Below are 12,971 nucleotides of genomic sequence, written 5' to 3' on the forward strand. Positions count from 1 at the left end.
TCGCCAGCTTGCGCACCTCGTCCGCCACCACCGCGAAGCCCTTGCCGTGCTCGCCGGCGCGCGCCGCCTCTATCGCCGCGTTCAAGGCCAGCAGATTGGTCTGGTAGGCAATGTCGTCGATAATGTCGGTGCGGCGGGCGATCTCGTGCATCGCCGCAATGGTCTGCTGCACCACCTGATTGCCTTCCGACGCCTGGCCGGTGGCGGTTGTCGGCCATGCTGCCGGCGTGGTTGGCGTCGCCAGCCATGTCGACCATGCAGCGGGAGATGTCGTCCACCGCGCAGCTGGTGCCCTCCACGTCCGCCGAGGCGCGCGCCGCCCCCTGCGACAAGCCCTGCGATGCCGAGTTGAGCTCGATCGAGGCGTTGGCCACCGCGTCGGGCGTCCTGCTTCACCTGCATGATCACCCCCGACAGCCGGTCCCCATCTGGCGGATATGCGACGCCAGGCTGTCGCGGTCGCCGGCCGCCAGCGGCAGGAAGAAGTCCAGCCGCCCGGCCGACAACTCGCGCATGCCTTGTGCCACTTCGTCAGGCTCCGCGCCCAGGGTGTGGATGATATTGCGCCCGATCAGCACCGCCAGCGCAATGGGAAGCAACAACAGCAGCAGGCCCAGCAACACCAGGTAGCCATGCAGGCGCGCGCTATGCGCCTGCCCCTCCACCCGTTGCCGTACCTGCTGCAGCAAGACCTGCTGCACCTGGTACAGGGCGGTCACCCGCTGGCTGGCCGCGCCAAACCACTCGTCCGGCGTCTCGCTCTGCATCGCCCCCGCCCCGCGGGCCAGCACCGCGTCGCGCGCCGACTCGAACCGGCGGGTGCGCTCCATCGCGTTGCGCAGCAGGGAATCGTCACCGCCATATTGCCGGTATTGCGTGCGACACAACTCCTCCTGCGACACCACGCCGCTCACCTGGCGGAAGTTGGTGATGCTGAAGCTGCCCACCGTCAGCACGCCGGTGATCAGGCCGCGGGTGCGGCCGGTGTATTCCTTCTGGCAATTGACCGCCGACCATTGCAGGATAAGCGCCTGCACATCCTGCGACTGGGCGTTGAACAGGGTAATGATGCCCGACAGCTGCTCTATCATGTCGGAATAACGGGCGAAGGCGGGGTCGGGGGAGATATGGCGGCTATCGATATCGCGCCGCAGCCGTTCCAGCTGGTCTGGCCGCGGCAGGCTGGTTTCCAGATAATGGCGCAGGCCGTCCGACATCTCTGTCTGCGGCTGCTTTCGCAGCCTTTGCAGCACTTCGCTGGCGCCGGCGCGCGCCTGCTCCAGTTGCGGCGGCGGCGGCTGATGCCGGTTCAGATAGCCGTAGCTGAGGCCGCGCTCGCTCTGCAGCGACTGGATCAACTCCCCTACCATCCCGATGTTCTCGGTCAGTACCTGATCGCGATTCAGCGCCTGCAGCAGCTGCCGCTGGCTCCAGGCGTAGCCTATCGCCACGAAAAACAGGGCCAGCACCAGCGGAGCGATAAGCAACACCAGCTTATGGGCAACTGTAAAGCGCACTCGCATGCTTTTCCCCCCGATGCGCAAGGACACTTCACTATAGGAAAGGCGGCGCGACAACCCTAAGCAATGCGCCGGCGCGCATCAGTCCAGCCGCTGCAGGTCCGCGACGGTGTCGATGTCCAGCAGCACGCCGGGGTCGTCCAGCTCCAGCCGCAAGGCCTGGCTCCAGTCCAGCGCGTCGCGGGCGCCGACATCTCCGGTCAGGTCGAGCAAAGCGGGAAAGCATGCGGCCGGCAGACCGCGCGGATGCCCGGCCCGCCCCTGATGGCAAGCCAGCACCGGCCGGCCGTGCCACAAGGCCGCGGCCACCTGGCTGACGGTATGCGGTTGCACCCGCGGCATGTCCGCCAAGCCCAGCACCATGCCGCGACACTGCGGCAGCGACATCGCCCAAGCGGCGGCGCAGGCCAGCGAATGGCCGATGCCGGCGCGGTTGAGCCGGCAGGCAAGCGGCCTCGCGCCCAGCCGGCGGCACAGCTCCATGCCGAAAACGTCGTCGTCCGGCAGCACTAGCGCCAGCTCGCCCAGCTGGCCGATGAACGCGTCCAGGCCGGCTTCGAGCAGGGTACGGCCATCCGGCAGCAAAGCTTGCCGCTTGTCGCCGCAGAAACGGCGTCCCTCCCCGGCAGCCAGCACCACGCCGGCTATCATGCGCGGCAGACACGCTGCGCGTCGGCAGCGGCCCCTCGGATTTGCTCGCTGCGGCAAGCGACCAGATCGGCGGCGATGGAGACGGCGATCTCCGCCGGCGTGCGCGAGCCTATCGCCAAGCCCACCGGCCCGTGCAGCCTGGCCAGCTCCGCCTCACCCAGCCCGAAATGTTCAGCCAGCCGCGCCTTGCGCTTGAGGGTGGTGGTAGCGGAGCCCAGCGCGCCCACGTAATGGCAAGGCAGGCGCAAGGCCTCCATCAGCGCCAGATCGTCCAGCTTGGGATCATGGGTGACGGCAACCACCGCGGTGCGGCCGTCGCAGCCGAAAGCCAGCACCAGGTCGTCCGGCATCTCGGCGGACAAGGACACGCCGGGGATGTCCCAGCCCTGGCCGTACTCGCGGCGCGGCTCGCACACCGTCACCGCGTAATCCAGCGTCACCGCGATCTGCGCCAGATAGCGGCCCAGCTCGGACGCGCCGATGATCAGCAGCCGGTAGCGCGGTCCATGCAATACGCTGAAGCCCTCTTCATCCTCGGCAAACGCGCCGGGCGGACCATCCTCCGCCAGGATGCCAACGCCGTCGCGGTAGCGGACATGGCGCCACAGGCAGTGCTGCGAGCGCACCGCCTCCAGCAGCAGCCGCAACTGACGCGCGTCCGGCGCCGCCTCCACCGCCACCCGCAAGCTGTTGCCGCAGGGCAGCCGGTAGCGCTGGCGCTCCTCGACGCTGACGCCGAAGCTGCGCAGACGCACCGCCGGCCCCTGCTCGAAGAAACCGCCAGCGGCGATCTCTCGGCGCAGATCGTCCTCGACGCAGCCGCCGGACACCGAGCCGAAAACCGCGCCGTCGTCGCGGATCAGCGCCATCGCCCCCGGCGGCCTGGGGCTGCCGCCGAAAGTGGACAGCACCGTCAGCAGGGCGGCCCGCCGGCCCGATCCGACCCAGGCCAGCGCCTGGCTCAACACTTCCTCGTCATTGCCATGCATGGCGGCCTCAGCGCGGGCAGTAGGCGCCGTTGTCGGCCCAGCGCCGCACCACCTCGTGGAAATCCTGCTGCGACAAGGGCGGCAGCGTGCGGCCGGCGCCCGGATGCCAGGCCCACTGCACCAGCGGATCGGCGGTCATATGCGCGACCAGCGCCGGAGTGTCGCGGTTGCCGTTGCGCGTCTTGTCCACCAGCCGCCGGCACATCTGCCCCGCGCTCAAACCCTCCCAGCCCATGCTCAGCGGCGCCAGATGCCAATTGGGCGCCCCCGGCACCAGGCCGTCGGCCGAATTGGCCGCCTGGTGACAGGCCATGCACATCAAGGACGGCGTGCCCATATTGTCCGGCCCGCGCTTGATCAGCTGCGCGTGCGGATGGCGGTCGTCGCCCTGGCGCGGAAAGTCGGTGATGGTGTGGCAATTCATGCAGCGCGGCGATTGCAGCACCTTGGCCACTTCGCCAAAAGCCTGGCGCGACACCGACGGATCGCCCGCCGCCATCGCGCTGGACATACAAGCCGCGAGCAGCATCCCTACAGTCTGCAGTTTCATCTGGACTCTCCCGGGCTAGACGATCTGGTAGCCATGCTGGATCAGCGGCAGCGCGCGTTGCCGGCCGCCACCGGCGGCGTGGATGGCGTTGGCCAGCGCCGGCGCCACCAGCGGCACCGCCGGCTCGCCGGTGCCGCCTGGGGCCTCTTCGCTGGCGACGATGGACACATCCACCCTGGGCGCCTGGAACATCCTGACGATCTGGTAACCGTCGAAATTCTTCTGTTCGATCTCGCCGTCCTTGAAGCTGATCGCGCCGAACAGCGCCGCCGTCAGGCCGAACATGATGGCGCCCTCCATCTGGGCGGCCACCTGGTCCGGATTGACCACCACGCCGCAGTCCACCGCGCACCAGACATGCTCGACCTTCAATTCCTTGCCCTTGATCGACACCTGCACCACCTGGGCGACGTGGGAGCCGAAGGAGCTGTGCACCGCCGCGCCCAGCCCGTGCCCCTTGGGCAGCTTGCGGCCCCAGCCAGCGATCCTGGCCGCCTCGCGCAGCACGGCCTGCTCGCGCGGCGCCTTGTCCATCAGGGCCAGCCGGTAGGCGACCGGGTCCTGGCCAGCCAGCCGTGCCAGCTCGTCGATGAAGCTTTCCTTGCTGAAGGCGCTGTGCGAATGGCCCACCGAGCGCCACCACAGCACCGGCAGCGGAATTTGCGGCGTGTGCAGGTCCAGCTGCACCGCCGGCAGCGCATACGGCATGTCGTCGCTGCCCTCGACCGAAACCGCGTCGATGCCGTTCTTGACCATCATCGCCGCAAACGGGGTGCCTGAAATAATGGACTGGCCGACGCCGGTCTGCAGCCAGGCCACCGGTTTGCCATGGGCGTCCAGGCCGCCACGCACCCGGTCCAGCCACATCGGCCGGTAATATGCTCCGGCCAGGTCGTCGTCGCGCGTCCACATCAGCTTGATCGGCACGCCCTGGCCGTGCAGCTTGGCCACCTGCATCGCCTCGCGTAACCAGTCCGACCCCACCGGCACCGCGCGCCGGCCGAAGCCGCCGCCCAAAAAGGTGGTGTGCAGCGAAACCTGCTCCGGCTTCAGCCCGGCCATGCCGGCGGCCATGCCGGCGTCTATGGTCTGCGACTGGGTGCCGCTCCAAATCTCGCAACTTCCCGGTTTCAGCCAAACCACGCAGTTGAGCGGCTCCATCGGCGAGTGCGACAGGTAAGGCTGCTCGTACCAGGCCTCCAGCTTCCTGGCCGCCCCGGCGAGCGCAGCCGCGGCGTCGCCCTCGCTGCGGTAGGCCTGGCCGGGCTTGGCGGCGCGCGCGCGGTAGTCGGCGCGCAGCCTGGCCGAATCCAGCGCGGCGTTGGCGCCGCGGTCCCACTCCACCTGCAACAGATCGCGCGCCTTCTTCGCTGGCCAGAAACCGTCTGCCAGCACTGCCACGCCGTTGTCGATGGCGAACACCGCCTTCACGCCCGGCACCGCCCGCGCCGCGTCGGCGTTGAAGCTCCTGGGCTTGCCGCCGTAGCTTGGGCAATGCCGGATCAGCGCGGTCAGCATGCCGGGCAGGCGCACATCCATGGCGAACTGCGCGCTGCCGTCCAGCTTGGCCGGCCCGTCCAGCCGATGCACGCGGGTGCCCAGCAGCTTCCAGCGGTGGCGCGGCTTCAATTCCACCGAGTCCGGCACCGGCAGCTTGGCGGCGGCCTCGGTCAGCTCGCCATAGCCCAGGCTGGCGCCATTGGCCTGGTTGAACACCCGGCTGTTTTCGGCGCGGCACTGCGAGGCCGGCACACCCCAGCGCCGCGCGGCGGCGGATATCAGCATGTCGCGCGCCGCCGCGCCTATCTTGCGGTACTGGTCGTAGCTGGACAGCGTGCTGGTGCTGCCGCCGGTGATCTGGATGTGAAACGCGGTGTGGGCATAGACGGCGCCCACCGGCGCCGACACTACCTTCACCCGGCTCCAGTCGCACTCCAGTTCCTCGGCGATCAGCATCGCCAGCGAGGTGTAGATGCCCTGCCCCATCTCCGACTTGTTGCTGACGATGGTGACCGTGCCGTCGGTTTCGATGCGGATGAAGGCGTTGGGGGCGGGAATGGTCGGCTTCGCGTCGGCGGCCATCGCCATGCGGCCGCTGTCCTGCAGGATGAAGCCCAGGCACAGGGCGCCGCCCACGGTGCCGCCCATTTTCAGGAAGCTGCGGCGGGAAATGGCTGTATTCATCGCGATCTCCTACAGCAGCTTGGCGGCCGCATGAATGGCGGCGCGGATGCGCGGATAGGTGCCGCAGCGGCAGATGTTGCCGCTGAGCGCCAGGTCTATGTCCTTGTCGCTGGGATGCGGGTTGGCGCTGAGCAAGGCAGTGGCGGCCAGCACCTGCCCGCTCTGGCAGAAGCCGCACTGCACCACGTCCAGCCGCTGCCAGGCCTGCTTCACCGCCTGCGCCACCTTGTCGGCGTTGCCTTCTATGGTGGTGATGCTGTCGTCGGCCGCCAGCGTGGAAATCGGCGTCACGCAGGAGCGTATCGCCAGCCCGTTCTTGAGCACCGTACAGGCGCCGCACAGGGCGGCGCCGCAGCCGAACTTGGTGCCCGTCAGCCCCAGTTCGTCGCGCAACGCCCACAGGAGCGGCGTGTCAGGAGAGGAGTTCAGCTCCACCTCCTTGCCGTTGATGGAAACCTTCATGCCTTGCCTCCCGTTTCGAGAAACAGCAAACGACGGCCATGCCTATGGCCGCCGTCCGGATGCAGACCGGCGCCGCGCGGAATTTCGCCGCGGCGCCGCTGCAATCACTATAGGCGCTGCCGGGAGAGACTCAAGCCGGGGAGACCTGGCTCAATTGCCGCGCTGCAAGCAGCGCTGGTAGCGGCCGTCGACGCGGCGGGCGAACCATTCGGTGGTGAGCTGGTGGGTGAACTTGGGGCTGACCAGGATGATCTGCGGAATGATTTCGCGCGGCGCCCTGGGGCCTGCCAGCGCGAACACCCGCTGGTACAGCGGCGTCTGGGCGAAGCCCGACAGCTTTTCCTGCTGCAGGTCGCGCTGCATCTCGGCGTCGCCTATGCCCAGCCGGCCGGAGATCGACTGCAGCGCGCGCTGGGTGTCGCTGACGGCACCGGACAGCACCCGGTTCATCTTGTCGCTATACAACATGATGTCGCCGTCCAGCGCCAGCTTGCGGCCGGACAGCCGCGCCACCGCCTGCTGGAAGGCGGCGTTGCGGCTGGCGTAGCGGCCGGCGTTGTAGTCGGCGAAGCGGTACACCATGTCGTGGTAAGGCGCCGGATACTGCAGCAGGATGGCGGTGCCGAAATAGACGCTGCCGCGGCGGGTGAACACCTCGTCGCGCAGGCTGGAATAGTTGTACGGATACGGCCAGGCGCGGATGTGGGTTTCGGCGAAGGCCACGCTGACCTGCATTGGCCCGCCGTCGCGGATCGGGTTCTTGTGTTCGAAGATGGTCTGGCCGAACGGCAGCTCGCGCACCATGTCCTCGTACAGCGCGTTCATCTCGCGCTTGGTGCGCAACGCGTTCACCCTCTGCTTGAAGGTGCGGCCGTCGGGCGAGGTCTTGCTCATCGCCGCGTCCACCACGAAGGACGGAATCAGGTATTTCTGCCGGCGCTCTTCGATCTCGCCCCAGACTATCTTGGACAGATTGGGCACCACCGGGTCCGGGCTGAAGCCGGACTCCTGCTCCGCCACCGCCAGCACCGCGCAGAAGAACTGCGGCGTGTACGGGATCTTCAAGTGGCTGAACGCGCCCATGATGTCGCGGCTCCAGCCCTTGCGGTCGGGTATGCCCTGCGGCAGCAGCCGCTCCAGCAAGTCCCGGCCCTGGCTGTCGGCGATCGCGGCCGGCGGCTGCGCCGGCCTGGAGATGGGCAGCGACGGAACCGGCGCCGGGGCTGGCGGCGTTTGCGGCAAGGCCTCCACCGCGGGCGCGGAGGCCGGCGTCTCCATCGCGGGGGCGACGATGGGAGCGGGAGCGGAAGCCGGGTTGGGCGGCGTGGCGCAGGCGGCCAGCAGCAGGCTGCCTGAGAGCAGGGTCAGACGAACTTTCAAGGCGTGTCTCGCAAAACGGGCAAAACGGGAGTTTAGCCCAGTCTGGCCATCCGCTGGCATGCCGCGCTCAATTCAGATCAAACTGTTTGAAGCTACCGTCGGCATGCATGGCGTTGATCGCCTGGTTGAGGCGGGCCATCGCCTCGTCGCTGACCTGGCGGTTGCAGGCGAACGCGACATCCACCCGGTCCACCACCAGCGCCACCCGGGGCTGGGGAATGCCCAGCCGGCGCGACATCGAGGTCAGGCCGACATCCAGCATCGCCCACAGGTCCAGCCGTCCCAACTGCAGCTTCTCCAGGCCGGAGAGATAGTCCACGCTTTCATCCATCACCAGGCCTTGCTGTTTCAGCCGCGCCGCCACCGCGGTGCCGCGCATCGCTCCCACCCTCAGCTTCCTGGCCTGCTCCAGGCTATGCAGTTGACGCGGGTCGTCGCTGCGGGCCAGCAACACCAGCCGCATCGGCACGATGGGAACCGTCCACTTGAACATCTCCCGCCGTTCCGGCAGCGGACTGATCGGCAGGCAGGCATCGGCCTGCTGTTGCGCCAGCAACATGGCGCGCGCCTGCGGATAGGCGATGAACTCGAACTCCATGCCGGCGCGGCGCGCGATCGCCCGCATCAGGTCTATCCCGCCGCCATGAAAGGTCTTGCCGTCGGCCTCCAGTTCTATCACTTCCGGAACGGGCCCCAACAGGATGCGCAGGGTCTCCGCCCGCGCCGGCATCCACAGCAGCCAGCCCGACAAGGCGCACCATCGCCACCAACCCATAGACGCTCCCTGCTGGACCCCTGTTAGAACCATAGCAAAACGGGAGGCCCGCGCCTCCCGTTAGTCACCCGCCTCCCGGCTAGATGCTCACCACCATGATCCAGCCTATCAGCGCCGGCGCCAGCGCCATGCAGAAGCCGCGCATGCACCGCATCAGCCGCGGGGAACGGCCGGACGACAGCTCCCCCCTCACCACCGGCCAGGCCTTCCAGCCGACAAACAGCGCCAGCAGCAGCTCGCCCAAGGGCATCAGCAGCTTGGAGGTGAGGAAATCCAGCAGGTCGAAGAAATTCATTCCCATCACCAGAAAATCCCCCCAGACGCCCAGCGACAACGACGCCGGTATGCCCAAGAGGAAGATACCGGCCGCCATGCCGCAAGCGGCGGTGCGGCGTGACAAGCCCAGCTCGTCGATGGCGAAGCTGGTCACCACCTCCAGCAGCGAAACGGAAGACGTCAACGCCGCCAGCAACAGCAGGCAGAAGAACATCACCGCAAACAGCTGGCCAAACGGCAGGTGAGCGAACACCGCCGGCATGGTGATGAAGGTGAGGCCAGGCCCGGCGGATGGATCAAAGCCGAAAGCGAACACCGCCGGCAACACCATCAGCCCGGCCAGGAAGCAGGTGGCCACCGTCAGCGCGATCACCCACAGCGCAGAACCCAGCAGATTGGATTCACGGTCAACGTAGGAACCGTAAGTGATCATGATGCCCAGACCCAGCGACAGCGAGAAGAAGGCCAGTCCCAGCGCATCCACCAGCATCGCGCCGCTGACCTTGGAAAGGTCTGGCGTGACGAAGTAAAGCACGCCGTCCCAGGCGCCCGGCAACGTCAGCCCGCGCGCGATCAGCAGCAGCATCAGCACGAACAAGGCCGGCATCAGGAATTTGGACAGCCCCTCGATGCCCTTCTGCACGCCGCCCACCACCACCGCCAGCGTCAGCAGCGCGAAGCCGGCGTGATAGGCCAGCGGCTGCAGCGGATGGCTGATGAAGCTGCCGAAAATGCCGCCCAGCGCCTTGGCGTCGGCGGTCATGATGCTGCCATCCAGCGCCTTGCCGATGTAGGCGATGGTCCAGCCGCCCACCACACTGTAGAACGACAGAATCAAAAAGCACACCAGCACGCCCATATAGCCGATCACCGGCCAGAAGCCGCCGGCCAGCCGGCGGAAGGCGCCGACCGCCCCGGCGTTCGACGCCCGTCCCAGGGCCATCTCCGACAGCATCAGCACCAGCCCCAGCGTCAGGCAGATGCCCAGGTAGATGAACAAAAAAGCGCCGCCGCCATTGGTGGCGGCCACGTAGGGAAACTTCCAGATGGCACCCAGCCCGATGGCCGAGCCGGCTGCCGCAAGAATGAAACCGAGGCGCGAGCCCCATTGAGATCTAGCCATGTCCTGTCACTTCTTTGTCGTATTGGTTTTGAAAACGCATGCCGCGCCCCTTGGCGCGCGCGGAAACACGTTCCGCCATCGCAAAGAAGGGGCTGTGGCATGGTGGCCGCGCGCCTGCAGCGGCGGCCGGATATCCGCCCAAGCCGGCTTATGGCTTGCAACGGATGTCTGATGTCCGCGCGGCCGCGCCGGCTCAGCCGGAAAAGCGCGGGCTTTCCAGGCGGGCGGCGGCGCGGAGCGCGGAACCGGGAGAGGAAACCGTCTGTTCAACGGCGGCTACTGGGGCCTCGGGGGTGGTGAAGCCGGCCAGTCCTCATGAAGTACCCACGGATACGTTTCAAAATGTAACACGATTGCGGGCAGTATCTAACAAAAAAGCCCGCCCCGCGCCAGATTACCCAGAGCGCATGCAAAACCCCGTCCCTTGCAGCGCCACTTTCACAGTGAAATTTGTCTCAACTAGAATAAAATTAAGTAAAAGCACGTAATGCCCGGTCGGATGCCTGGCAAAGCGGGCCATTCTCGCTTGCCACTGGAGTTGAATTCATGGTCACTTTTCAGGCGCTCCAACCGTTGATCGACACCGTCCAGGGTTGCCTGGTCCTGGCGCGCCCGGGCGATGGCCGCATCTCCTTCGCCAACCAGCTGGCCTGCATTCTGCTTGCCTGCCCGCACGACGAGCTGCTGGACCGCTCCATCTTCGACTTCCTGCAGGACCCCGCCATTGCCGCCGGCATCGCCGCCGAGCTGGCCGACGACAACATGATCTACAACCGCAGCATGCAGTTGAGGACCGCCACCGGCCGACACTTCGAGGCGCAGCTGTCGGTGCGCAAGGTCAGCCTCAACGACCATCCGATGCTGGTGTTCAGCTTTTCCGACCGCACCGAGGCCAAGGTGATGAGCCAGTTGCTGGACTTCGAGCGCCAGCTGGTGGAGCGCTCGCTCAACATCGTCAAGACGCTGAAAGAGGAAGGCGGCCAGAGCGAGGACGAGGACAAGCTGACCGGAGTGGTGGGCATGCACCGGCTGATGACCATCGCCCATGCCGAAACCAGCCGGGCCCGCCGCTACGGCGGCCCCTTGTCCGGGCTGGTGCTGGAGTTGGTCAACGTGCCGGAAATGGTGCCGGAGCAGGACGACGGCTCGGCCTATAGCCATCTGATCCGCCTGGCCAGCAGCCTGTGCCTGCAAAGCAGCCGCGACAGCGACCTGGTGGCGCGCCGCAGCGCCAACGCCTTCATCATTCTGCTGCCCAGCACGCCGATGAGCGGCGCCAATGAAATGGGCCGGCGGCTGATCAAGTCGTTGCGCCAACTGACCTTCCTCTACCAGGGAGTGGAGCACCAGGCCGCCGCCTGCGTTGGCGTCAGCGCGTTGCGCCCGATGGAAACCAGCCCCGCCCCGATGCTGGAGCGGCTGGAGCAGGCACAGTTGAAGGCGCGCGAAGGCGGCGCCAACTACATCATCAAGTTGCCCTGACACCCCACAGGCGAAAAAAACCGCCTGGCGTTGCGCGCAGGCGGTTTTTCATCAGGGCAAAGCGGCTCAGGCCAGCCTGCCCAGCAGCTTCTGATGTATGCCGCCGAAACCGCCGTTGCTCATCACCAGCAGATGGTCGCCCGGCTGGGCCTCCGCCGCGATGGCGTCGACCAGCGCGTCGAAGTCGCTGAAGGTCTGCGCCTTGCCGCCCAGCGGCGTCAGCGCTTCGGCCGGGTTCCAGTTGAGGCCGACTGCCGAGCAGAACACCCGGTCGGCCAGCTGCAAGGACACCGGCAACGCGTCCTTCATCGTGCCCAGCTTCATGGTGTTGGAGCGCGGCTCCAGCACCGCCAGGATGCGCGCCGCGCCCACCTTGCGGCGCAGGCCCTCCAGCGTGGTGGCGATGGCGGTGGGATGGTGGGCGAAATCGTCGTAGACGGTGACGCCGCCGGCCACGCCCTTCACTTCCATCCGCCGCTTGACGTTTTCAAAGCGGGACAAGGCCGCGATCGCGTCCTTCACCGTCACGCCGACATGGCGGGCGGCGGCGATAGCCGCCAGCGCGTTCAGGCGGTTGTGCTCGCCCATCAGCGCCCAGCCCACCGCGCCCTGCGACTTGCCATCCAGCAGCACTTCAAAGCTGCCGTCCTCGGCCAACGCGCCGAGCTGCCAGCCCTGGTCGGCGCCGAAGCGCTCCACCGGCGTCCAGCAGCCGCGCTCCAGCACGCGGTCGAGGCTGGCCTCGCGGCCATTGCTGACGATGCGGCCATTGCCAGGAATGGTGCGCACCAGATGATGGAACTGGGTTTCGATGGCGGCCAGGTCGGCGAAGATGTCGGCGTGGTCGAACTCCAGATTGTTCAGCACCGCGGTGCGCGGGCGGTAGTGGACAAACTTGGAGCGCTTGTCGAAGAAGGCGGTGTCGTATTCGTCGGCCTCGATCACGAAGAAGGGGCTGACGCTGTCCGCGTCCTGCGCCGGCGCGCCCGGCAGCCGCGCCGAGACGCCGAAGTTCTGCGGGATGCCGCCGATCAGGAAGCCCGGCGCCAAGCCGGCGTCTTCCAGAATCCAGGCCAGCATCGAGCTGGTGGTGGTCTTGCCGTGGGTGCCGGCCACCGCCAACACCCACTTGTCCTGCAGCACGTTCTCCGCCAGCCATTGCGGACCGGAAATGTAAGGCAGGCCGCGGTTGAGGATTTCCTCCATCAGCGGCTTGCCGCGCGTCACCACATTGCCGATCACGTAGACGTCAGGGTCCAGATCCACCTGCTCCGCCCCGAACCCCTGGGTCAGCTCGATTCCCATCGCCTCCAGCTGGGTGCTCATCGGCGGATAGACGTTGGCGTCGCAGCCGGTCACCTTGTGGCCGGCCTGTTTGGCGATGGCGGCGATGCCGCCCATGAAGGTACCGCAGATACCCAGGATGTGGATGTGCATGATGTGGGTCAGTAAGGCGTTCAGGACAAGGTTGCTAGGATACCCGAAGCGTCAGGCGCCGGAAATGTCGGCCCCCGTCTTCCTCCGGACAAACCGCATGGCCAGACGAAAAAGCCCGCGGCCATCGCTGCGGGCTTTCGTC

Annotated in this window: 12 protein-coding genes; 1 reads left to right on the forward strand and 11 read right to left on the reverse strand. The window is 67.1% G+C overall.

Annotated elements, in window-relative coordinates:
* The 10 genes from BI344_RS24085 to BI344_RS16385 form a co-directional block, all read right to left on the reverse strand.
* The coding region (locus tag BI344_RS24085) for a methyl-accepting chemotaxis protein (RefSeq protein ID WP_420912615.1) at positions 1-175 on the reverse strand (175 nt) is incomplete at its 3' end.
* A 229-nt stretch (positions 176-404) separates the two neighbouring features.
* Entirely contained in the window at positions 405-1,490 is a 1,086-nt protein-coding gene (locus BI344_RS16345) for a nitrate- and nitrite sensing domain-containing protein (protein WP_206600415.1), read from the reverse strand.
* Between the two features lie 111 nt (positions 1,491-1,601).
* A complete protein-coding gene (locus BI344_RS16350; RefSeq protein WP_071113936.1) occupies positions 1,602-2,171 on the reverse strand; it encodes a nucleotidyltransferase family protein in 570 nt (189 codons plus the stop codon).
* Positions 2,168-3,160, reverse strand: a complete 993-nt coding sequence (locus BI344_RS16355; protein WP_071113937.1) for an XdhC family protein — start codon at positions 3,158-3,160, stop codon at positions 2,168-2,170. The genes BI344_RS16350 and BI344_RS16355 overlap by 4 nt, the downstream gene beginning before the upstream one ends.
* A 7-nt stretch (positions 3,161-3,167) precedes the next feature.
* Positions 3,168-3,710 carry a hypothetical protein gene (locus tag BI344_RS16360; RefSeq protein WP_071113938.1) on the reverse strand — a complete coding sequence of 181 codons (543 nt, stop codon included), beginning with the start codon at positions 3,708-3,710 and terminating at the stop codon, positions 3,168-3,170.
* A gap of 15 nt (positions 3,711-3,725) precedes the next feature.
* Positions 3,726-5,894 carry a xanthine dehydrogenase family protein molybdopterin-binding subunit gene (locus BI344_RS16365; protein WP_071113939.1) on the reverse strand — a complete coding sequence of 723 codons (2,169 nt, stop codon included), beginning with the start codon at positions 5,892-5,894 and terminating at the stop codon, positions 3,726-3,728.
* A 9-nt stretch (positions 5,895-5,903) separates the two neighbouring features.
* Positions 5,904-6,356, reverse strand: a complete 453-nt coding sequence (locus BI344_RS16370) for a (2Fe-2S)-binding protein (protein ID WP_071113940.1) — start codon at positions 6,354-6,356, stop codon at positions 5,904-5,906.
* 150 nt (positions 6,357-6,506) lie between these two features.
* Positions 6,507-7,736, reverse strand: coding sequence for a DUF1615 family protein (locus BI344_RS16375; RefSeq protein ID WP_239690888.1), 1,230 nt, complete (start codon positions 7,734-7,736; stop codon positions 6,507-6,509).
* Positions 7,737-7,803: 67 nt separating this feature from the next.
* Complete coding sequence (locus BI344_RS16380) at positions 7,804-8,511, reverse strand: substrate-binding periplasmic protein (RefSeq protein ID WP_158020792.1); 708 nt, start codon at positions 8,509-8,511, stop codon at positions 7,804-7,806.
* A 79-nt stretch (positions 8,512-8,590) separates the two neighbouring features.
* A complete protein-coding gene (locus tag BI344_RS16385; protein WP_071113943.1) occupies positions 8,591-9,910 on the reverse strand; it encodes a sodium-dependent transporter in 1,320 nt (439 codons plus the stop codon).
* Between the two features lie 546 nt (positions 9,911-10,456).
* Between BI344_RS16385 and BI344_RS16390 the strand changes: the two genes are divergently transcribed.
* Positions 10,457-11,392, forward strand: coding sequence for a sensor domain-containing diguanylate cyclase (locus tag BI344_RS16390; protein WP_071113944.1), 936 nt, complete (start codon positions 10,457-10,459; stop codon positions 11,390-11,392).
* Between the two features lie 66 nt (positions 11,393-11,458).
* Here the strand turns inward: BI344_RS16390 and mpl are convergent, their stop codons facing one another.
* A complete protein-coding gene (mpl, locus tag BI344_RS16395) occupies positions 11,459-12,832 on the reverse strand; it encodes a UDP-N-acetylmuramate:L-alanyl-gamma-D-glutamyl-meso-diaminopimelate ligase (RefSeq protein WP_206600417.1) in 1,374 nt (457 codons plus the stop codon).
* Between the last annotated feature and the right edge of the window lie 139 nt (positions 12,833-12,971).

Origin of the sequence: Chromobacterium sphagni (genome assembly GCF_001855555.1) — a bacterium.
GTDB classification, from domain to species: Bacteria; Pseudomonadota; Gammaproteobacteria; order Burkholderiales; family Chromobacteriaceae; genus Chromobacterium; species Chromobacterium sphagni.

Excerpts from the sequence above, each read along its gene's own strand:
- BI344_RS16350 (WP_071113936.1), bottom strand. The coding sequence starts at position 2,171 with ATGATAGCCGGCGTGGTGCTGGCTGCCGGGGAGGGACGCCGTTTCTGC.
- BI344_RS16355 (WP_071113937.1), bottom strand. The coding sequence starts at position 3,160 with ATGCATGGCAATGACGAGGAAGTGTTGAGCCAGGCGCTGGCCTGGGTC.
- BI344_RS16360 (WP_071113938.1), bottom strand. The coding sequence starts at position 3,710 with ATGAAACTGCAGACTGTAGGGATGCTGCTCGCGGCTTGTATGTCCAGC.
- BI344_RS16365 (WP_071113939.1), bottom strand. The coding sequence starts at position 5,894 with ATGAATACAGCCATTTCCCGCCGCAGCTTCCTGAAAATGGGCGGCACC.
- BI344_RS16370 (WP_071113940.1), bottom strand. The coding sequence starts at position 6,356 with ATGAAGGTTTCCATCAACGGCAAGGAGGTGGAGCTGAACTCCTCTCCT.
- BI344_RS16380 (WP_158020792.1), bottom strand. The coding sequence starts at position 8,511 with ATGGGTTGGTGGCGATGGTGCGCCTTGTCGGGCTGGCTGCTGTGGATG.
- BI344_RS16385 (WP_071113943.1), bottom strand. The coding sequence starts at position 9,910 with ATGGCTAGATCTCAATGGGGCTCGCGCCTCGGTTTCATTCTTGCGGCA.
- BI344_RS16390 (WP_071113944.1), top strand. The coding sequence starts at position 10,457 with ATGGTCACTTTTCAGGCGCTCCAACCGTTGATCGACACCGTCCAGGGT.